The sequence below is a fragment of the Geosporobacter ferrireducens genome (assembly GCF_001750685.1).
Classification (GTDB): Bacteria; Bacillota; Clostridia; order Peptostreptococcales; family Thermotaleaceae; genus Geosporobacter; species Geosporobacter ferrireducens.
This window is the reverse complement of sequence record NZ_CP017269.1, coordinates 5,296,530-5,318,371: the sequence shown is the minus strand read 5'-3', so window position 1 is coordinate 5,318,371 and position 21,842 is coordinate 5,296,530. Positions and strand designations below refer to the sequence as shown.

Below are 21,842 nucleotides of genomic sequence, written 5' to 3'. Positions count from 1 at the left end.
AAGTAATTTAATTTTGTTAATTGCAAACAAATTCTAATGATTTCCAGTATTCGAGAGTAAACAACCATATCCTTTAAGTTTTTATCGCATTATTCGACATTTCTTACACTCAAAAAAGAATCAGGTGCTTGTAATGAGTGAGGCAAATATTTTTTTCTTTCGAATAAAATTAAAATCGAGGGACATTAGAACCTCCCCCCAAAATTCAGCGCTGTACCTCTCATTAAAATAATAGGATTTTGTAACCCCTTTGTAACGATTTATCCTTTAATACGCTATAAAATGGATAATATAGAATTGATGCCGGGGAGGAAGCATGTAATGCGCAGTGGCAAGATCTCAAAAACAATTGCTGCATTTTTGGTGGCCGGTGCTTTTGCACTGGGAACATCCGGTTTAATGCAGGTCCAGGCATATGAAGGTGCATACCCGATTGAAAATAAACTTTCAAATGTAAATCTGGGCACTCCTGAAAACACTTGCATTATTAATTATCCATCCGCAGATATTACACGAGACAACACAGCCGGTCACACCCTTTTGCGTGGCGGCAAGCTTAACGGCCAAAATAATATTACAGGTATGTTGAAGCAGAAAAATAACTATAGTACAATCATCGACGGAAAATATATGGATGGATTTTTGGCAGAGATAGAGTTTATCAGTTTAGGCAAAACGGTCTATTTGGATTTAAGTTCAAACAAAGATTCATATATCGGCTTAGGCATTTATGATAAAGATGGAAAGCTATTATCAAAAACAACACCCTATATTATGCCCATTTCAAGGCTAAAGCCTATGGATTATAATGGAGACAGTACTTATGAAATTCACGGTTATCAGCAAATTATCGGCTCCTGCAATGGGAACACTATTACTGAGATGGATTCTCTATGGAAATATGAAGATGGAGAATGGCATATGATAAGACTTCAATACTCAACTTTCATGGTAAAATAAAAAAATCTAAGAAGGGTTTATTTTCTCCTTCTTAGATTTTTTTATTGCATTTATATTGTTGTACTGCTGATGAAATAAATCCTGAATCTGTCATTTAAAAGCTCTTTTATCACATAGCTCCGGTTTATTTGCCGAAGTATCCTTCATGCTTTAATTTAACCCTTGTTCAACCTCCAATCGATTCATTTTGGGTTTGAGCCTTAATATTTTTCTTATTTTATTTGCTATCTTGTCAAAATAAATATAAAGCAGCGGCACGAAGAACAAGGTAAGAAATGTCGATGCGGTCAGTCCACCTGCAATAACCAAGCCCATACTCTTCAGCATTTCGCTGTTTGAACCATTAGAAAGTATGATCGGGAACTGTCCCAAGATCGTAGTCATTGCCGTCATAAGGATCGGACGAAGTCTTGTAGGACAAGCCTTCAGGGCAGCTTCCTCCAGACCGTATCCGTCTCTTTCCCGCAAGGTATTGATATAGTCTACAAGCACAATCCCATTGTTTACAACAATCCCTACCAATACCAGGCAACCGATCAAGGCCATCATGCTGAGCGACTGTCCCGTTATAAAGAGCAGCAGGATGGCACCCGTAAAGGCCAAAGGTATGGTAAACATGATGATAAATGGATTTATCAACGACTCAAACTGCGCCGCCATAACCAGGTATACCAGTATTACCGCCAGAATGATCACAAGAAAAAGGGAACTAAAGGTTTCATTCATCATTTCATTGGTTCCGCCAAGGCCTACCGAATATCCGTCGGGGAAGGTCATTTGATTGATTCGATTCTGTATTTCATTTCCTACGGTACCGGATGGGCGGCCAAAAACATCGCAAGTAACCGTTACATAACGGGTCTGGTCAGACCTGCTGATAGAGGATGGTACTTCATCCATCATGATCTCCGCAACGGATGAAAGGGGAATATATGTTCCTGTGCCTGTGCTGATTGTGATATCGCCAAGATTCGTCAGCGTTGTCACAAATTTTTCCGGGTAGACAATCTTTATATCCATTTCTGATCCGTCTACCTTTAAAGTGGTTGCAGTATATCCGGAAATAATTTGCTTGACTTGTGAAGCTACCTGTGAGCCGGTAAGTCCATACTGCCGGATCTTGTCCTTGTCTATTTTAAGGGCAACCTGCTGATCCTGTTCCTTCAGAGAGCTTGTTATCTGTCTTACGCCTTCTATATCGGTCATCTGGCGCTCAATTTCATCACTGATTTCCTTCATCGTATCCAGATCTTCACCCTTGATTTCTACGGTGACGCCGCCCCCTGCCATCGAGCCCATGTTTGAAGAAGCAGAAACTGTAATTTTTGCCCCTGCAATACCCTTTGTAAGATTTCTGATCTCTTCCATAATTTGTTCCACACTCTTGCTTCTTTCTGTTTTATCCACCAGTTTAACACTGATTGAACTCTTTTCACTTCCCCCTCCCATCAATGCACCCATACCGCCTGATGCGCCAGAGATGGAAACGGTCATTGTTTTCATTTCCGGTATCTTCTCCAGTATTTCTTCAGCCTTCAGGGAAAGTTCATTTACAGCCTCCAGCTTACTCCCCTTTGGCGCCTCCACCGTAACTGTAAAAGTTCCTTCATCGGAAGCAGGCATTAGTTCCATGCCAATAAAAGGCATCAGGAAAAGGGAAGCTACAAAAATACCGACAATTGCCAGCAAGGTCTTCTTTTTATGACTCAAGGCCCATCTGAGGGATTTTTGGTATAAATGATCCAATTTCTTGATGAATCTATCAAATAAATCCAGTAGTTTATTTATAAAATTAAGGGGTTTCGGCGCCCTATTCCTATGTATGTTATTTACATAATTTGCGCTCAACATAGGAACAACTGTAACAGCAACCCCTAGGGACATCACGAGGGAGAAAACTACTGCCAGGGCAAGATCCATCATCATCTCCAATACCAAACCGCTTGTAAAGATAAAGGGTATAAAAACGGCTATTGTTGTAAGGGTTGATGCCGCTACCGCCAGTGCAACTTCTTTTGTCCCTCTGTAGGTTCCCGTTATTTTATTAAAACCTTCTGCAGTCCTGTACCTGTATATGTTTTCCAGTACTACAACCGAGTTGTCTACAAGCATGCCGACCCCGATTGAAAGACCTCCCAGAGAAATCATATTCAGTGTTGTTCCAGAAAAGTAAAGTAAAACAAAGGTACCAATGATGGACAACGGCATAGAAACGGCAATAATTCCTGTTAAACCCACATTTTTCAAGAAAATGAAAAGTGTCGCAATAGAAAGTATTGCACCAATAATAATATTGCTTATTACATTGTTTATAGAGTTTTCAATATCACTTCCCGACTCATTTACAATATCTATATGAATATTACTGTATGCTTTTGATATTTTTTCGACTTCTTTTTTAACTGCATTTACTGTGGTAACCGTATTTCCGTCACTGGCCTTTGTTACCGAAAGATTGATACTCTCCTCCCCATTATACCGGCTGATGGACTCAATTTTTTTATTCGTTTCTGTTATTCTGGCAATATCCTGCAGTCGAAGGACCGTGCCGCTGGAAAGCTTGATGGGCGTCGCTTTTACATCCTCAATACTTTCCATTTTCAATTTGCTGCTTACGGTAAGGGAATTCTCACCATATTCTATCGTTCCTCCCGATTGGTTTGTATTCTCTGCAGCAAGTATTTGTCCAATGTTCGCTATGGTAAGTCCGAGTCCTTCCAACCTTTCAGGATCAATTTCAATTCTGATTTCTTTTTCATAGCCGCCGGTGACATCTACAGAAGCAACTCCAGGCTGTCTTTCAATACGGGGCTGTATTGTATCTTCTGCAAATGCTTTTAATGCCTCTTTATCCATACTGTCTGATGAAATAACGATCTCTGCCACAGGTCTTGAGTTCATATCCATTTTCAAGATTGTAGGCGAGCTGGCTCCATCCGGAAGCATTCTATCTACCATGCCCAATTTGTCACGAATGGCGTTTATGGCATTATCCAGATCTACTCCATAGTTGAATCTAGCGATTACTATCGATACTCCCTCTGAAGATGTGGATGAAATCGTATCTATATTTTCTACATTTGCCACCGCTCCTTCAATAATTTCCGTAACGAGGTTTTCTATCTCCTCCGGACCTGCCCCTGAATATTCTGTCATAATAAGTGCAACAGGGAAATCTACGTCAGGCGTCAATGCCATCTGCATTTTGCTTATGGAAACAACACCCAAAATCAGCACAATCATCATCACTACAAATACTGTTACGGGCCTTTTGATCGAAATTTTTGTGAAATCCATTTTGCATCAGTCCTTTCTATCTATTAAGAATTTCAATTTCTGGCCGTAACATTCACAGTACTTCCATCAGAAATAAAAGTTTGGCCCTTCACAACTACCCGTTCACCATTTTTAACGCCCGTTACGATTTCTATATTGACATCATTTTTAATTCCTGTTTCAACAATTTTTTTATGTGCAATATTACTTTCATCAACGATATAAACAAACTTCTCATTGCCTCTTTCAATTACGGCGTTCAATGGAACGGAAACGGTATTTTCTCTTTTATCTACAACGAGCTTCAGCGATGCAAACATACCCGACTTTATGTTATTATCCCTATTATCAATATAGATTTCTACCGGATACAGCATTGTCGTGCTGTCTGCTGCCGGAGAAATATAAGTAACAGTGCCTTCATAAGGTGTCTCCGATGCTGCTGATATTGTAATATATACCTTTGAGCCGATAGAAACCTTGTTTATGTAATCATCTGCAATATTAAAGGAAAACTTCAGCTTATCAGTATTTACAATGGTCATGGCTGGACTTTGGGTGGAAACAGTGGCCCCTACCGTTACATTGTTTGCACTAATTACTCCGCCAATTTCTGCTTTCACCTTGGTGTATGCCAATTGGGTCTGTGCACTTTCCAGTGATACCTGCGCCTGGGCGATAGATGCCTGCCCGGATTTTTTTGTTGCCTGCACAGTCTTTTCTTGAATCAGCCTCAAATTCTCCCTTGCAGTGTCAAGCTGCAGCTTCATTTTATCTGTACTAGACTGCAAATTATCAAGTGTCTGCTTTGATACTGCCCCATGCTCATATAAGACTTTGGTATTTTCAAGGTCCTTCAACAGATCTCTATATTGGATTTCATATGAATCGACGGAAGCTTGCTGCTGTATGATCTGATTCTCGAGACTTACGTCTGCATTTATAGCATAACTGGCTTGGGCTGCAGAAAGAGCAGCTTCTGCCTGCTCTACCTGGAGACGCAGATTCGTATCATCTATTTCAAACAGAACATCGCCCGCCTTTACCGTATCCCCAAGATTAACATATACCTTTTTTACCGTACCGCTTACTTTAGGCATCACAGTTATTTCATTATTTGCAGTCACCTTTGAAGACACATTAACGTATTGTTCAATCGCTTCGGGACTGATTTCCTTAGCTTCAACACTGACAGAGAGTTCTGCACTTTCTATATTCCCCGCCTCGAGTTTTTTATTTTTTGCAGCACCTAATAGAACAATTGCAACTACAACAATGGCTGCAATAATCAAAAAAATAGACCTCTTGTTTTTAATAGCTTTCATAACTAATCCTCCTATAAATATATTCATGCATTGTTGTCTTGTAAAAAATACTTCATTTTAATTTAATGCATTATTGTTTACCTTTATCTTCTTTTCAGGTTTCATAGATCAATGGATCGCCACAGTTATGCGCTTCCCCTCCTTGATTGAAATTGTTCATTCATTTATATTAAGTGAATAACCTTAATCTTTCCTTAAAAAAATAATAAAAAATTTGTTAAAACTTATTAAGCTATTCTTAAGGTTGGCAATGTATAATGAAATTATGGAATAAGGAAAGCGGTGAAAAAATGAGAATATTGCTTGTTGAAGATGAAGTGCGTCTTTCGGAAGCCCTAGTATATACTTTGAAAAAAAATAATTATATTGTTGATGCTGCTTTTGACGGAGTAACAGGCCTGGAAATGGCTGAAACGGGAATTTACAATGTTATTATCCTTGATCGGATGCTGCCCGGTGCTGAAGGACTTGATGTTCTAAAAGCATTAAGAAAGCAAGGGATTACAACACCGGTCCTTATATTAACTGCAAAGGATACAATCAAAGACCGGGTTGAAGGGTTGGATAGCGGCGCGGACGATTATTTGATAAAGCCTTTCTCAAAGAATGAATTGCTGGCAAGAATAAGGGCTTTAGGAAGGCGGCAAACAGAAACCATCGTAAACGAGGTAATAAAAATCGGAAATATAGTCTTCAATTCCTTAAAAGGCGAAATACATATGAACGGCAAGATCACAAAACTCTCATCAAAAGAGTCACAGATATTTGAAATACTTGCTAAAAATAAAAACAGGGTGGTTGCAAAGGAACAAATATTGGAGAGAATTTGGGGCTTTCAATCGGATGTAGAGCTGAATAACATTGAAGTATATCTCTCTTATCTTAGAAAGAAACTTGTATTATCAGGCTGCAGCCTCGTTATTGAAACGATCCGGGGAAGCGGCTATTGCATCAAGGAGGTCTATTCCCATGTTTCAGAAGCTTAAAATCAGACTGATCATGATCAATGTCATTGCGTTAACCATTATCTTGCTCATGATTTTTTCCGGGATATACCTCTTGATGAAGCAAGGCATGCAGAAGCAAGCATATATGTTGATGAGTACCATCGCAGAGGAAGAGCGTGTGCTGCCGCCGTTTGGTGCACCCGATGCACGCAGGATACTTTTAGGAAGCTTTTTTATCAAGATAAATGCATCTGGAGAAATTATCACCTATTCTTCAGAGCTTCGTGTTCCAAAAGAAGACGTTGGAGAATTGAAAGAAATTGTACTAAATAAAGGAATTTCTACGGGTACTATAGCAACTAACAATTATCGGTTGCATTTCCTAAAGGTTTCGAAGGAATATGGATCTATTGTAGTATTTCTTGATAATAGCGGGGAAGAAAATGTTTTTAGATGGCTTCTTACTATTTCTATATGTATTGGGTTAATCAGTTTGACACTGGTTTTCTTTATAAGTCTTTTTCTTGCCAATAAAGCGATAAAACCGGTTAAAATTTCATGGGAACGGCAGAATACCTTTGTAGCAGATGCCTCCCACGAACTCCGGACTCCTCTTGCAGTTGTAACTTCCAATTTGGAAATAATAATGGAAAACGAAACCGAAACCGTGGGCAGTCAACATAAATGGCTTACCAACGTTCAAAGCGAGTTGGATCGCCTAAAGCAGCTGGTCAACGATTTATTGTTTTTAGCAAGATCCGATGCTGAGGGAGAGGAACTGTCTAAAGAACCTTTTGATTTAAGCAGCTTGCTATATAAAACAAGTGATACATTTATGCCACTTGCTCAAAAAAAAGGTATCCGTTTAGTTTTACATAATCAGGATGATGTTACGCTACTTGGGAATGAGTTTCGAATAAAGCAGCTTATAACCATATTATTAGATAATGCAATAAAGTATACGAGCAGCGGAGGGAAAATCGAATTACAATTGGAAGTTGGTATGAACACATTCCAATTGTCAATCAAAGATTCCGGTGAAGGAATTCCCAGGGAACATCTCAACAGAATTTTTGACAGGTTCTATCGGGTGGATCAATCTCGCTCAAGGAGCCATGGCGGTTCAGGGCTGGGGTTGGCGATTGCCAAATGTATCGTGGATGAACATAAGGGAAGCATCCACGTTATGAGTGAAGTAGACAAAGGAACAGAGTTTACAGTAGTTTTTCCTATAGAAAGCAGATGTCTTAGTTGATTCTCCAAGCACCGCGTAAAGCCAATAATACTTTTCATTTTCGTAAATATACTAAAAAAATAAAATTATTCATAACAGCATTCAACAGATATAACACTGATTTTGACAATGCAAAAACCACGGCATTTCTGTCGTGGTTTTTAATAGTGGCGGCGAAACAGTCATTCTATCCCCCGTCATTGCCTCAATCAGCAAATTGTTGCAATCCCTTCAGTCCAGCAGAGATTCTTGCTAGATAACCTTTTCCTGCAGCTTATCATATTGATCCCTTAACTCCTCTAAGGTAGCTATTAATATCTTCTGGGAGGCTTCCAATTCTTCATTTGCCGCTTGAATTTTTGCTTGTGACTCCAGATGTTTTACTTCTTTCAGTCCCATTTCACCTAAAATTTCTGCAAAGCTGCAAAGATAATTCATAATATGCTCCAATCGGTCTTCCTCTATTATGGGGACTTCCAACACAGCTTTTAAATAATCGGATTCATCAAAGCCGAATTCTCTAGCCTGTTTTATAAAAAAATCCAGATTGGGCTTATGAAATAATATCTGCCCTGTAAATACATTGGCCACATGTTTTCCTTGAAGAAACACAGGGGCTACAGCGTCAACCAATCCATTTTTACACTTATAAATAGTATATTTATTTCCATTTCGTAGCAGATGATTAATTTTTGTGTCACTTTCAATACAACTGCTTTTTGATTTTATATTCACCCGGTGAAATTTAGTGCAAACTGCTCTCCAACCTGATGCCGTCAAAATATTTCCTTCAAGATCCAGTATTGCAGTGAGAATCCCTGTTGCTTTATAGAAAAGATTTGTTAGTTCCTGAATTTTAGCAATATCTACGAGATCAACAAACTTATGTTCCATGTAAAACCTCCTCTACATAGAAGTATTATAAATAATTGCCTATTCCAGCTATCCTATGCCTTTATGCTACTGGCTCCTCTTTTCATTATTCTCCACAACAGTTAAATTTCCTGCCCATAATTCAATAAAGAAATATTAACACAAAGGCTTTATCCGGTTATTTGCTCTCTTTAATATAATGAAAAATAGAACTCCAGCACTGATAATTCATCATACCTGCTGAAGTTCTATTTTTAAAAACATAGAATCTTTCTGTCGTTTTCTTTTTTTCCGTATATTTATTATTGTGATACGTATTTGCCACAAAGTCTACTTGGGCAAATGAATGGCGTTATTATGCACAGCGTGACCTGCCTCATGAAGAGATTCTCCAACGGTAGGATGTGCGTGTATCGTTGTTATAATCTCATCAACGGTAGCCTCTAATCTCAAAGCCAATGCTCCTTCCACAATTAACTCCGTTGCTCTCGGTCCCGCCATATGCAGACCCAGCACTTCATCTGTTTTTCCGTCTACTACATACTTCACCATCCCATTGGGTTCTCCCATAATAAGGGATTTTCCATTTGCATATAGGGGAAATTTACCTGTCTTAACTTGATAACCTTGCTGTTTTGCCTGTTCCTCAGTCATTCCAACTGACGCCAGTTCAGGTTTTGTATACACTGCATAGGGAATGGTTCTAAAATCAATTTTTGATGTTTTCCCCATTATAGCTTCTACTGCAACAATGCCTTCAGCAGAAGCCACATGGGCCAGCATGATTTTTCCTCTGCAATCTCCTACCGCATAGATGTTGTGCATACTTGTTTGGAATTTTTTATTGGTTACAATTCTTTCCCCTTCCAGCTTGACGCCGATTTTCTCTAATCCCAAGCCTTTGGTGACCGGTTTTCTTCCTACCGATAAGAGCACCTTTTCTACTTCAAATGATTTCTTTCCTTCTTTTGACAGGGTGTTTACCTTCAGCCCCGCTTTTGTTTTTTCAATGCTTTCTACTTTCGTATCTGTATATATGTCTACGCCGGAATGTTTTAATTCTTCCACGAGGTAACCTGTCACCTCCGGGTCCATTGTAGCAACGATATGGGGAAGGGCCTCGACCATTGTAACCTTTGCTCCCATACTACTATAGACGCTGGCAAATTCACTTCCGATTACCCCACCGCCTATAATCAGCATACGCTCGGGAATTTCATCAAGTGAAAGGGCTTCATCGCTTGTTATAACGCCATCATGCTCCACACCAGGTATTGGAACAATCAGTGGTGTGGAGCCTGTAGCCACAATTGCATACTCAAAGTCTATGGTTATCTCTTTACCCGCTTTCGCTTTCACACGGATTTGATTTGCATTCACAAAGAATGCTTCACCCATTACAACTTTTATTTTGTTGGATTGCAGGAGCATATTCACGCCACCAACCAATTGATTCACCACTGCCTTTTTCCTGTTTTGAACTTTTGCCCACTCGATACTGAGCTTTTCAATTTTCATTCCCAGTCCTTCTGATTCATTTTGCAGCATACGGTATAATTCTGCAGTATGCAGCAGTACTTTTGTAGGTATGCAGCCAACGTTTAAACAAGTCCCACCAATATATTTTTTTTCCACAAGGGTTACATCTGCTCCCAATTGTGCCGCTCTGATGGCTGCTACATATCCTCCGGGACCTCCTCCTATGACGAGAACTCTCATTTTTGTACCTCCCATAAACGGTTTTATAAAAACAACATCGCCGGCTTTTCTACACAGGCTTTTACTTTTGCCAAGAACTGTGCAGCTACTGCACCGTCAACGACCCTGTGATCTGCTGTAAGGCTTAAATTCATCAGTGGCTTAATCATAATTTCCCCATTTTCCACAACAGGTGTTTCCGTAACTGCATTGACTCCCAGTATAGCGACTTCCGGTTGATTAATAATGGGTGAGAAGGATTCTATACCATACATTCCAAGATTGGTTATGGTAAAGGTTCCTCCCGTCACATCATCCTGACTTAATTCATTATCTCTCGCTTTTTGTGCCAGTGTTTTTACCTCTTCAGAAATTTGTTTTAATCCTTTTGTATTGGCATATTTTACAACAGGTACCACAAGCCCACCCTCTAGGGCAACGGCAACACCTATATTGGCATAGTTGCGTATACATATTTCATTATTATCAATGCGGCTATTGATATAAGGAAATTCTAACAAGGCAGTTGCAATGATTTTAATCAATAAATCTGTAAAGGTAACTTTGCATATATCCTTTAACTGATTTCTTATTTCATTCAGTCTTGTAACATCTACTTTTATGTCATAAGTCACAACGGGAGAAATGCTCCAGCTATCGGACATTCTGCCGGCAATTACCTGTCTCATCTGACTCATTGGAACTCTTCTTTCACCCGGTTCTTCCGAAGCTGTTACCGCTTTGTCCTTTAAATAATGATATACATCTTCTTTCATGATTCTCGAATCTTTTTTTATCTCCTTTAAATCCACATTTAAAGCATCTGCAATTTTCGCTGCCATGGGTGAAGCTTTGGGTTCCTTTGATAGATTTTTCATGTAATTTTCCACATCTTCCAGTGTAATTCTTCCATTAGGCCCTGTTGCCCTTACAAGGCTTAGATCAATATTGTTTTCCTCAGCCATTTTTTTTGCTACAGGAGAGACTTTTATTCGGCCCCCATCTTTAGGCTTATCTGCCGTAATCTTTTCCATCACTCCATCGTTATTCACCCTTTTATTATTCTCATTGGCTTTTTGATCCGAATCCCCTAACAAATGGGTAATATCTTCATCTGCCCCAGCGATAATGGCTACGGGCTTTAAGCATTCTATAACCTCCCACTCTGCTGCCAATACTTTTCTTAATATCCCGCTTTCAACTGCTTGCACTTCATTGGTAAGTTTATCGGTCGCAACATCAAATAGCGCTTCTCCTGCATTGACCGGATCTCCTTCCTTCTTATGCCATTTGGTTAATTTCCCTTCTTTCATCGTTAAACCTAATTTCGGCATTGTTACAACATGTGCCATTTCAAGTCCTCCTTCATACAATAACTACTTCCGCATTCATGAAAATCAATCTATATTTTATCGCTTAAAGAATCCGCCTGCTTGTGCATCTTCCAAAGCCTTTCTGATGTTTACACGGAAAGGTCCGCCCCTGGTAATTTTAAAGCTTATTTGATCATTTTTTTCAAAAGGTATTTCTCTTTCACCGTCAACAGCAATGATTCCACCTGATTTTGTTATACAGGCATATTCCTGGTTGAGCGTTAGAATTTCATGTTCACCCATATGAATTTCCTTTATTAGCCCTGCTGCCACTGGAGCTATAATGGTATACTGCTCTTCTGTCAAATCGACGGATGCACCAAAATCATCTTCGTCCCTTATGATTGTTTTGCATCCTACAATAGCAGAAAATCCTATGGTTGCAGGATGGGCTTTGGATACAATGATTTTCATAATATCTTCTATATTCCATATTGCTTTAGATCCGACGAACAGATTCTTGGATATTACTGCATCAATTAATGCAATATCCATAAACCCTTGATTCTTATAGATCTCTATTTTCTTATCCCTTTTACAGATGTCCCCTTTAGCATATTTTCCTGAAGCAGTTACTGCAGCAGCCATACCCGCCACAGTACCTTCCAGCATCTCCGGATAAACATTGTTTGTTCCTGTTGATATACTGATCAACGGTGTACTCGTTATTGTTTTTGCAACAGCCCTGTTGGTACCGTCACCACCAAGTACAACCATACAACCGACCTTCATTTCCTCCATCATTTTTGCAGCATATACGGTATCATGCAAATTTGCATTAAGCTTCATGGGCAAAATTTCCACCTTGCTTGTCAATTCCTTTGAATAGCACAAATTATCTATGGCCCTATAGCCTATGTTAAAGGTATCCGGCATGATGTATATGCTTTGCACTCCACACTGCTGGGCTCCCAAAATAATCCGCTCAACGATATTTACTTTTTCATGATTATCAATAACGGTTGCGTGGGAAACCAGTCTCCGTATGTCTTTACCGGATGCTGGATTGGCAATGATTCCTATGCTTGACATTTTATCACCCTTTTAAAGGGATAACCTCTTTGGCTACCCCTTTTAAATTAAACTGCACAATTTGATGTAACCGTAATACTCTTTACACCATTCACAATATCTACATAATTAGGAAGCACATAGTTCTCAAGGCAAGCAGTAAAGGGTATCGGGGTATTTAGTGCTCCAATTCTAACAACAGGAGCATCTAGATAGTCAAAGCATTTTTCTGCAATCAAAGCTGCAATTTCCCCGGCATAGCCGCCCCGCTTGTTCTCTTCTGTAGCTATTACTACCTTATTTGTTTTTTCAATGGAACTAAAAATAGTCTCCTGATCCAGTGGATATAATGTTCTTGGATCTACTACTTCAACTTCTATTCCTTCTTTCGCAAGCGCTTCTGCAGCTTTTAAAGCTTCGTGAAGCATTTTTCCATAGGCAATTACGGTGACATCAGAACCTTCTCTTTTTATATCCGCTACGCCAAAAGGAATAGGCGCTGCGTTTTCCTCTACTTCACCTTTTAAAGCATACATTGCCTTATGCTCTATATACATAACCGGATTGTCATCTTTAATAGCAGTTAACATAAGTCCCAATGCATCTTGAGGCGTGGAGGGATACACAACTTTTAATCCGGGAACATGGGTCAGCCATGCCTCAAGGGATTGAGAGTGTTGTGCTGCTGCCTGAACACCGCCGCCAGCCGGCAGCCTTACAACCATCGGCACAGTAATTTTTCCGCCAAACATATATCTCATCTTTGCCGCCTGATTTACGATTTGATCCATTCCCACGGTTAGAAAATCAATAAACATTAGCTCCGCTATAGGCCGAAGGCCAGTAGCAGCAGCTCCCACTGCACCCCCAATAATAACACCTTCGGATATAGGTGTATCCCTTATTCTTTTTTCTCCAAACTCTTCATAGAGTCCCGCAGTTACACCAAAACAACCGCCAAAGGCACCTACGTCTTCTCCCATGATGAACACATTTGGATCTTCTTTCATGGCAATTCTCATACCTTCTCTAATGGCTTCTCCATATGTCATTGTTCTCATCTGGCTCGAACCTCCTCTACGATATCGGTATAAATATCTTCAACTGCTGATTCCAGCGAAGGATAAGGACTCTTATTGGCAAATTCTACTGCATCTGCAATTTGTTGATCCACTTCCCTTTTTAACGTCTCCAATTCTTCTGCAGTCACAGTCTTATGGTCCAGCATATATTTCTCTAATCTGCTAATGGGGTCTTTTTTTAACCATTCTTCCAATTCATCATTAGATCTGTAACCGGTAGCATCCCCTTCAAAATGTCCCCGATGCCTGTAGGTTTTGCACTCTATCAGCGTTGGCCCTTGTCCGCTTCTTGCCCTCTTTATGGCTTCATTTGCTGCTTCATAGACAGCAAAAACATCATTACCGTCAACAGTAATACCAGGCATATTATAGGCAGCCGCTCTGTCAGATATATCTTGTATGGCTTGATGCCTGGATTGGCTCATGGAAATTCCGTACAGGTTGTTTTCGCAAACAAAAACCACTGGAAGCTTCCAGATGCTTGCTAGGTTTAATGCTTCATGGAAAGTGCTCTGATTGGTTGAAGCATCACCAAAAAAGCAAGCACAAACTTGATCCGTTCCCTTGTATTGCGCTGTTATCCCCGCACCTACTGCGATATTATGGCCTGCACCTACGATTCCGTTTGCACCTAGGATGCCTTTCGTTGCATCCGCTATATGCATGGATCCACCTTTTCCCTTGCAATAACCGGTTTCTTTTCCAAAAAGCTCTGCCATCATTTCTTTTAAATCTCCGCCTTTTGCAAGAATATGACCGTGGCCCCTATGGGTACTGGTAATATAATCTTCATCGGATAAATTTGCACAGACTCCCGTTGCAACGGCTTCCTCTCCAATATACAAGTGTACGAATCCCGGAATTTGCCCCTCAGCAAAAAGCCGCATAGCCTTTTCTTCAAACTTTCTTATTTTGAGCATTTGAATAAGCATTTCCCTAATCTTTCCATTAGATAAACTCACATGATTCCCTCCCTATTATTTCATGATAAAAAAGGTTTTTAATCTAATACGGATACTTCTACACATGCGTTTGCCACCACAATACTGTCTTTCAGATCTCCAAAGTCCTTTACATACAGTCCCGGTACCTCCATCCCCCCTTCCCGCACTTCTATGGACTTCTTCCCAATAGGCAGCACCTTCATAACCTTTTCCTGATTCACCAGGTTAGGATGCGGTGTGGCGACCGTTATGTGCACCCTCACTTCATTCAGGTCTTTCATTTCAAGAATCTCCCTTAAGCCACAAAGGCAGCTTCTTGAAATGGCATCCTTCACTGCTCTTTCTGCAGCCTTCGTCACATCTTGTCCATGAAGATCCGCCCCCCACCCCAGTTCAATGATATATCTCTTCCACATAACGCCACGTCTCCTTTACCAGTGCTTATGCCTTGCATCCTATTTATTAGCAATAAGCATGCCATAATACAAAAAACTGAAAGTGCCTCTTCCTCATGTAGAATCCTGTTGGTTTATTTAATCTTTCAGGATATCTTCTCCAGCTATTTGTTCGCTTTTCTAACACTTTTTCTGTTTTTGGAACTGTGAACCTCTAAATATGGTACTTCATTGCTCTTACTGTTAGAATATCTAACACTCATCAATTTCAGGACAATAAAAAAAGCATCTGAATTTCAGACGCCTAGTTTTTGATTTGATATTTTTTTATCTTTTCATAAAGTGTATTTCTAGCAATTCCTAGCGCTTGTGCGACTTTCGTAATATTTCCATTGTATTTTTTCATCGCTTTTATAATTGCATTGCATTCCAATACTGCCAAGCTCATAATATTATCTTCGCTTTCTATCCTAAGTTCTTCTTTTTTCAGATAAACAGGAAGACTTTCTTCTTTGATAATATTGTCATCAATCATGTTAATTGCATACTCTAGAACATTCTCCAATTCCCGAATATTGCCCGGCCAATAATAGCTATTTAAAATGTCTGTCACCAGTGAATCTATCTTGGGAATCTCCTTTCCTAATTTCAGCGACATCTTTTTAAGAAAATATTCCACAAGAAGGCTAATATCCCCTTTTCGCTCTCTTAAAGGTGGAATTCCAATGCTTACAACGTTGAGACGGTAAAATAAATCCTTTCGAAAGGTTCCTTTCTCAACTTCAATGCTTAAATTTTTATTTGTAGCCGCTATTACCCGAACATCGACCGGGGTGGGTTTATCCCCTCCAACCCTTATAACAGTTTTCTCCTGCAAAACCCTTAGTAGGTTTACTTGCATATCTAAGGGCATATCCCCTATCTCATCTAATAATAAGGTGCCTCCGTCGGCTAATTCAAATTTACCGGGTCTGCCACCCCGTTTGGCACCGGTAAAAGCACCATCACAATAGCCAAATAACTCGCTTTGAATTAACTCCCTAGGCATGGCCGCACAGTTTACAGCGATAAACGGGCCCTCTCTGCGTTCACTTCCATTATGAATCGCTTGTGCAAAAACTTCCTTACCCGTACCGCTTTCTCCCAGCAGTAATACGGTAGAAAGGCTTTGGGCAGCTATCTTTGCCCGCTTTATAACCTCTTGGATTATATTGCTCTCTCCAATAATATCTTTAAACTGGAACCTTGCTTGAGTAGCTGCCATTTTATTTACAATTTGATGAACTTGTTTAATTTCCCTTAATGTTATAACCGCACCAACCACCTGCATAAATTCATCTTTTATGGGAGCAGCTTTTGAGGTGCAATGAATTTGTTGCTTTGGCAGATTTACAACAATTTCTTCTTCCAAACAGCTTTCTCCCGTTTCCAGAACTTTGTAGATACGGTGACAGTCTCCTAAAATATGATGAATATCTTTCCCAACAATATCACTTGGAGGCATGCAAATAATTTTGGCAAGGGCTGAATTGACATGGGTAATCATAGCGTTCTTGTCAATGGATATGATTCCTTCGGAAATTGTACTTAATACCGTTGTCAAATGTTTATGGGCTGCAAATAATTTTTCTTGTGTTTCCTGCTTATGTAGTTGATTCTCAATGGCTCTTACTGCAGCAACTACCATTCCCAAGTCATTTGAATGATTACGTTCAATGAGTCCGGACATATCTAAACACCCTATAACATTTCCTGCAGCATCATGTATGGGTGCTGCCGAACAAGTCCAAGCATGATGCTTGCTGCAATAATGCTCAGGACCGGCTACTTGTATCGGACTATTTAAAACCAGTGCGGTACCGATGGCATTTGTACCGACGTACTCTTCCGACCAATTTGCACCTGGTAAAAAATTAATGGTTTTACTCATCTCCAATACATCGGGATCTCCTATAGACTCAAGAACAATACCATCTTTATTTACCAGTACCACAATAAAACTCGATCCCTGAACACATTTAAACAAGGTTTTCATAATAGGCTTTGCAATATAAATAAGCTGTTTTTTTTCTTTGATAAGTCCTTGAATCTCTTCACTTGACAGTAAATCTTGCTCATGACCGGCCAAGTAGTTAACCTCTGAACGATGACATCGAATCCATGATTCAATGATAGCATGCCGTACAATGCCTTCTTCAATTTTGCCTGATAAAACAAACTTATTCCACGCTTGTTTTATATTTTGTCTATTAGAATTACCTGTTTTACTTATCATTTCCTTCTTCTCCCTTCAAAATAGTGGAGGTTTATTTTCAACAAGAATTCCAGAATGAACAGAAGATATTTTCAGAGGATAAGTCCTATATATAAGTATAGTGATTTAAATTTATCATAACATAGATCGATCTCATTTAATGCTTAAATTTAGTAATTTCTTCTGTAAACTCACTGTCTATTATGAAAGTTTAGTCATTTTCATAGACCTATTATATGAAAAATCAGCACCGACGGCTAAACCATCGGTGCTGATCAATATACTATTAAACAAAAACTTTGTTATGATTTATAGATGTAACGTAGTTTCCAATGGAGTCTATTTTATAAAAATCAGCATATTGTAACGAGAATATATCCTCATATGGAAAATCAATTACAATCTTTTCTTTAATGAGATGACTCCAAAATCCGATTCTAGAAATATCCCCCTGAAAAATCAGGCCATAAATTACATTGTTTTTGTGAATAATCTTTTTGTATACATCTGTATCCCCAAAAACTTCCACACGATATGTTTCATCCGGCGGATCTATTAATCCAAGTGAAATGGTTTTTAGCCCCCAAACATTGAGGGCATTCTTTTCAGTAAAATAGTCCTCGTAGTATTTTTCTACGCCGGCCATATTGCTTGCGGCCACTATCCCTTGCTTTACTGCGGCAGGCCATATGGCCGATTTTCCAGTTACATCTCCAGCGGCATAAATATTGGGAATTGTTGTTTCCATTTTTTCATTTACACGGATTCCCTTTTCTACTTTAAGCTCTTCGGAATCTATAAACGCTTTATTGGGTTTGACCCCTGCTGCAACAATAATCATATCGCATTGTATCGCCGTATCATTATTTAATTTTACGGTATTGCGCTTTTCTCTACGCTCTACCTCTACCACAGAGACGCCTTTACATACAACAGCCCCTTTTTCCTCAAGAAGTTCCTTATACCTATGAGAGGCTATGCAGTCCAATTGAAGTGGCAGAATTCTATTGGCCATTTCTACGATGGTTACCGATATGTTTTTTTCAAGCAGAGCCATGGACGCATCTATACCGATTAGTCCTCCACCAATCACTACTGCAGATTTACCTGCATCTATGGCAGAAATAATTTTACGCACGTCCTTAAGGTTTCGCAAGGTGAAGATATTGTTTCCATCTTTCAGGCCTCTGACAGGCGGCAGGATTGCTTCTGCTCCGGAAGCAATTAGCAACTTGTCATATGAAATCCTATTACCATCATCCAATATGATTTCCTGAGACGAAACGGATACTTCAGCCACGGTAGTACCCTTTAGCCATTTTACATTATACCTTTGAACCCAGTCTTCCTCCACAAAGGCCAATGCTTTTTCATCGCGCTTGCCTGAAATAGCATGATGCAGCATACATCTAGAAATAATTTTTTCATCCTGGGATACCACTGTAATTTGTCCGTCTCTATCAAGGTTTCTAAGGGTTTTTGCTGCATGAATCCCGGCAGCACTGGCTCCAATAATTACATATTTCATTGTGACTTCACCTCCATCACATGAAGCGCCTTATTCGGACAATTTTCCACACAAGCCGGTGTACTCCTGTCACCGCAAAAATCACATTTAATCACGAACTCGCCCTTTGCATCATCAGGCTTTAATACTCCATAGGGACAGGACATTACACACATGAAACAAGAGGCACATTGTTGAGGATCATAGGACACAAGCCCTGTGCTATCGTCTTTTGCCATTGCACCGCTCATGCAGGCTAGAACACATTCTGGTTCATCACAGTGCCTGCAAAATATCGGTGTTGGTTTTCTTTTATAATCCAGTGTAATAAAGTGCCGTCCTTCATTTTCCTTATTCGTCAAGTCTAAATCATGTATGGACTTTCCATAAGGATTATGTTCTACCATACAGGCGAACGTACAACTCAAACAGCCATTACATTTCTCCTTTTCTATCATGATTCTTTGCATAAACTCATCCCCCCTGGCCTTAAAGACCTAAGCCTTTTCTTTTTTCAATGACAATTTGTTCCAGCTTATCTGCTGCCAGGATAATGTCATCTTCTAAAATCAATTGTCCCCCGGTAAGATTTTTCATATCCTCCGTCAGCACTTGGGTAACTAGCTTGCTGCCTGTAGAAAAAGGTGGAATTGCCAAGTGCAAGGGTAATCCCAATGCTAATCCAAAGGACCCATCTGCCAATGCTTGTTCTTCCAGCCACTGGGGTGCTGATAAAACTAAGGGCAATTGAGGTAAATCTACATTTAAAGTTTCTGCTATTTCTGCTGCAACCAGTTCTAATCTTCCAATTGCCAAACATGGACCAAAATTCAATACCGGTGGAATCCCAAGGCTTTCACATACTGCCCTTAACTGTTCTCCTGCAAATACAGAGGCCTTTGGAGACATTAGTCCAACATTTTCTAACCCTCCACTGGAACATCCTGCTGATAATACGATAATATCCCTTTTAATAAGTTCTTTGGTTAATTCCACTGTAAACACGTCATGTCCCTTTGCTGTAAGGTTAGAACATCCTACAATTCCCGCAATCCCCTTTATTTTACCTGCAACAATTAAATCAATTAATGGTTTCCAATTCCCTCCTAAGAAGTTCTTTAAAGAAACTTCACTAATACCTGTAAGTACATCATCATCACCGTGATTTCTTGGTATATGGATGGTTACATTTTTTCTTCTTTCTTTATAGCTTGCGATAGACGCTTTTATAATTTGTTCGCAGATGTCGCGATCATCCTCAAAATCATAAGGCAGCATTTCAGCATTTACTTTCTTCGCCATATCATCCAGACAATACATTTTAACCATAAATTCATTTGCTAATGGTTCAATGCCTGGAAGACTGCAGTTAAACTCAGACACAATAAGGTCAATGGCACCCGTCGTTATAACAGATTCACTAATAAAGTTGTTACCTGCATGACCTGAGAAAACCTTTTTGTTATGTTCTCCACGAAGTTGCATATCTTGACCAACACAGGTACATCCGATTAAACGAATCCCCTTTGCACCTGCCTCCATAGCTTTCGAAATAACATCTGCCTCTGCCAAGCGTTCTTCTAAGATAGCAAATAGAGAATGCTGATGTCCTGTAGCCATAATATTAATATAATCCTCATCGATAACCCTTAAACCGACAGCTACTTTCCTCAATAAAGGTTCCCCTAACATTACATCATTTAATAAATTTGTTAAGGTTAATCCATAGATACCTGTAGAGATTCCTAGCCTTAGACAGTGCAACAACATATTTACAGGATCACTATTTAAGTTGGTGGAGGTCTTCACTACACCATCAAATACTTCCGACTTAGCGCCTCCAGGTAAAATATTTAATTTTTCCCAAGCTTCCAGCCGAGGGCCATAAGCTAGATCTTTTATTAATTCCATTTTTTCATAGCTGGGTTTATAAAGATCTTTCAGTACAGCCTCCCCAATTTGATAAGCAATCTTATGGGGATCTTCCTCTTTAATATGAAAAATATCTGCCAATCTATTTAGCGTTTGAATACTTTTAATTGGAAGTTTCTTTTCTCCAATATTCTTTAGATTTCTGGCAGCGTTTTCAATAATATGAATATAGCAGCCTGATCCTGCAGAAACAGCCCTTAAAAAATTTCTTGCGACGATTGTATCTGCATCGGCACCACAAACTCCTTTCTGGCTTTCTGGTGTAATTCTGCAGGGACCATTAGAGCATAATCTGCAACAGACACCCTGTTGGCCAAACCCGCATTTAAGTTTCTGTTTCTCTACTCTGTGATGGGAGGTTTCATAGGCCATAGTTCCAATAAAATCCCCTAGAATCCTATCTGCAGTTTGACAGGTCATGCAATGTTTTGTAATTGTCATAAAATTACCCCCTTTAAACTATACTATTTTGGTATACTTTTATTTTTAAATTTATCGGGAATGCTATTCCCGATAAATTTGTCACTCAATATCTTGTTCCATAATTTTTTTGAAGGTAATACTTTCTAATTCTGATATAAGATTTTTTTGAACTTTATCCAGCGCTTTATGAACATCACAGGTATTGGTTCTGTTTAGGTTACAATAAGCGCTGTCATATAGACACCTATTGACGTAAATAGTTCCCTCTATAGCTTCAATCACTTGTTTTAAAGTAATACTCTGTGATTCGTGGGCTATCGTATATCCACCACCTACGCCTCTAAAAGACTTTACAATGTTTGCATGTACCAACTTCCTTAGTAGCTTCAATAAAAAACGAACAGGAATATTTTCATGCCTAGCAATAGTTTTAGCCTCCGTCTTCTCCTCCATACCTAATTTGCATAGATAAAGTACTACCCTCAATGCATAATCTGCTTCTTGAGTCAGTCTCATATTCACCTCAAAGTATACTTATTTGGTATATTTTAACTATATACTTTTGATAATCATTTGTCAATATATGTTTTTACAATTTTCTAATAGAA

Annotated in this window: 17 protein-coding genes; 3 read left to right on the top strand and 14 right to left on the bottom strand. The window is 39.3% G+C overall.

Annotation, left to right across the window (positions count from 1 at the left end; all coding sequences use genetic code 11):
• Positions 1-321 precede the first annotated feature (321 nt).
• Entirely contained in the window at positions 322-960 is a 639-nt protein-coding gene (locus tag Gferi_RS24945; protein ID WP_069980819.1) for a hypothetical protein, read from the top strand.
• Between the two features lie 150 nt (positions 961-1,110).
• Here Gferi_RS24945 and Gferi_RS24940 read toward each other — a convergent pair whose 3' ends face one another.
• Both Gferi_RS24940 and Gferi_RS24935 read right to left on the bottom strand, forming a co-directional pair.
• A complete protein-coding gene (locus tag Gferi_RS24940; RefSeq protein ID WP_069980818.1) occupies positions 1,111-4,257 on the bottom strand; it encodes an efflux RND transporter permease subunit in 3,147 nt (1,048 codons plus the stop codon).
• 32 nt (positions 4,258-4,289) lie between these two features.
• The gene (locus Gferi_RS24935; protein WP_169833032.1) at positions 4,290-5,561 is read right to left on the bottom strand and encodes an efflux RND transporter periplasmic adaptor subunit; all 1,272 of its coding nucleotides are present in this window, start codon (positions 5,559-5,561) and stop codon (positions 4,290-4,292) included.
• 257 nt (positions 5,562-5,818) lie between these two features.
• Between Gferi_RS24935 and Gferi_RS24930 the strand changes: the two genes are divergently transcribed.
• Positions 5,819-6,547: a response regulator transcription factor gene (locus tag Gferi_RS24930; RefSeq protein WP_330389512.1), complete on the top strand. Its 729-nt coding sequence runs from the start codon at positions 5,819-5,821 to the stop codon at positions 6,545-6,547.
• Positions 6,531-7,763: a sensor histidine kinase gene (locus Gferi_RS24925; RefSeq protein WP_069980817.1), complete on the top strand. Its 1,233-nt coding sequence runs from the start codon at positions 6,531-6,533 to the stop codon at positions 7,761-7,763. The genes Gferi_RS24930 and Gferi_RS24925 overlap by 17 nt, the downstream gene beginning before the upstream one ends.
• 231 nt (positions 7,764-7,994) lie before the next feature.
• On the opposite strand, the gene Gferi_RS24915 is transcribed toward Gferi_RS24925, so the two are convergent.
• The 12 genes from Gferi_RS24915 to Gferi_RS24860 form a co-directional block, all read right to left on the bottom strand.
• Entirely contained in the window at positions 7,995-8,636 is a 642-nt protein-coding gene (locus tag Gferi_RS24915) for a PocR ligand-binding domain-containing protein (protein WP_069980815.1), read from the bottom strand.
• A 309-nt stretch (positions 8,637-8,945) separates the two neighbouring features.
• Complete coding sequence (gene lpdA / locus Gferi_RS24910; protein ID WP_069980814.1) at positions 8,946-10,334, bottom strand: dihydrolipoyl dehydrogenase; 1,389 nt, start codon at positions 10,332-10,334, stop codon at positions 8,946-8,948.
• A gap of 23 nt (positions 10,335-10,357) precedes the next feature.
• A complete protein-coding gene (locus Gferi_RS24905; RefSeq protein ID WP_069980813.1) occupies positions 10,358-11,665 on the bottom strand; it encodes a dihydrolipoamide acetyltransferase family protein in 1,308 nt (435 codons plus the stop codon).
• 57 nt (positions 11,666-11,722) lie between these two features.
• Positions 11,723-12,718 (bottom strand): ATP-NAD kinase family protein, encoded by a 996-nt coding sequence (locus Gferi_RS24900; RefSeq protein ID WP_069980812.1) that lies wholly within the window; start codon positions 12,716-12,718, stop codon positions 11,723-11,725.
• 47 nt (positions 12,719-12,765) lie between these two features.
• A complete protein-coding gene (locus Gferi_RS24895) occupies positions 12,766-13,758 on the bottom strand; it encodes an alpha-ketoacid dehydrogenase subunit beta (RefSeq protein ID WP_069980811.1) in 993 nt (330 codons plus the stop codon).
• Entirely contained in the window at positions 13,755-14,741 is a 987-nt protein-coding gene (gene pdhA / locus Gferi_RS24890) for a pyruvate dehydrogenase (acetyl-transferring) E1 component subunit alpha (protein ID WP_330389511.1), read from the bottom strand. The genes Gferi_RS24895 and pdhA overlap by 4 nt, the downstream gene beginning before the upstream one ends.
• Positions 14,742-14,779: 38 nt before the next feature.
• Positions 14,780-15,139, bottom strand: coding sequence for a Lin0512 family protein (locus Gferi_RS24885; protein ID WP_069980810.1), 360 nt, complete (start codon positions 15,137-15,139; stop codon positions 14,780-14,782).
• A gap of 283 nt (positions 15,140-15,422) precedes the next feature.
• Complete coding sequence (locus tag Gferi_RS24880) at positions 15,423-17,393, bottom strand: sigma-54-dependent Fis family transcriptional regulator (RefSeq protein ID WP_069980809.1); 1,971 nt, start codon at positions 17,391-17,393, stop codon at positions 15,423-15,425.
• Between the two features lie 265 nt (positions 17,394-17,658).
• Positions 17,659-18,900 (bottom strand): NAD(P)/FAD-dependent oxidoreductase, encoded by a 1,242-nt coding sequence (locus Gferi_RS24875; protein ID WP_069980808.1) that lies wholly within the window; start codon positions 18,898-18,900, stop codon positions 17,659-17,661.
• Entirely contained in the window at positions 18,897-19,349 is a 453-nt protein-coding gene (locus Gferi_RS24870) for a 4Fe-4S dicluster domain-containing protein (RefSeq protein WP_069980807.1), read from the bottom strand. The genes Gferi_RS24875 and Gferi_RS24870 overlap by 4 nt, the downstream gene beginning before the upstream one ends.
• A gap of 19 nt (positions 19,350-19,368) precedes the next feature.
• Positions 19,369-21,252, bottom strand: a complete 1,884-nt coding sequence (cooS, locus tag Gferi_RS24865; protein WP_069980806.1) for an anaerobic carbon-monoxide dehydrogenase catalytic subunit — start codon at positions 21,250-21,252, stop codon at positions 19,369-19,371.
• A gap of 81 nt (positions 21,253-21,333) precedes the next feature.
• Entirely contained in the window at positions 21,334-21,750 is a 417-nt protein-coding gene (locus tag Gferi_RS24860; protein WP_069980805.1) for an RrF2 family transcriptional regulator, read from the bottom strand.
• Between the last annotated feature and the right edge of the window lie 92 nt (positions 21,751-21,842).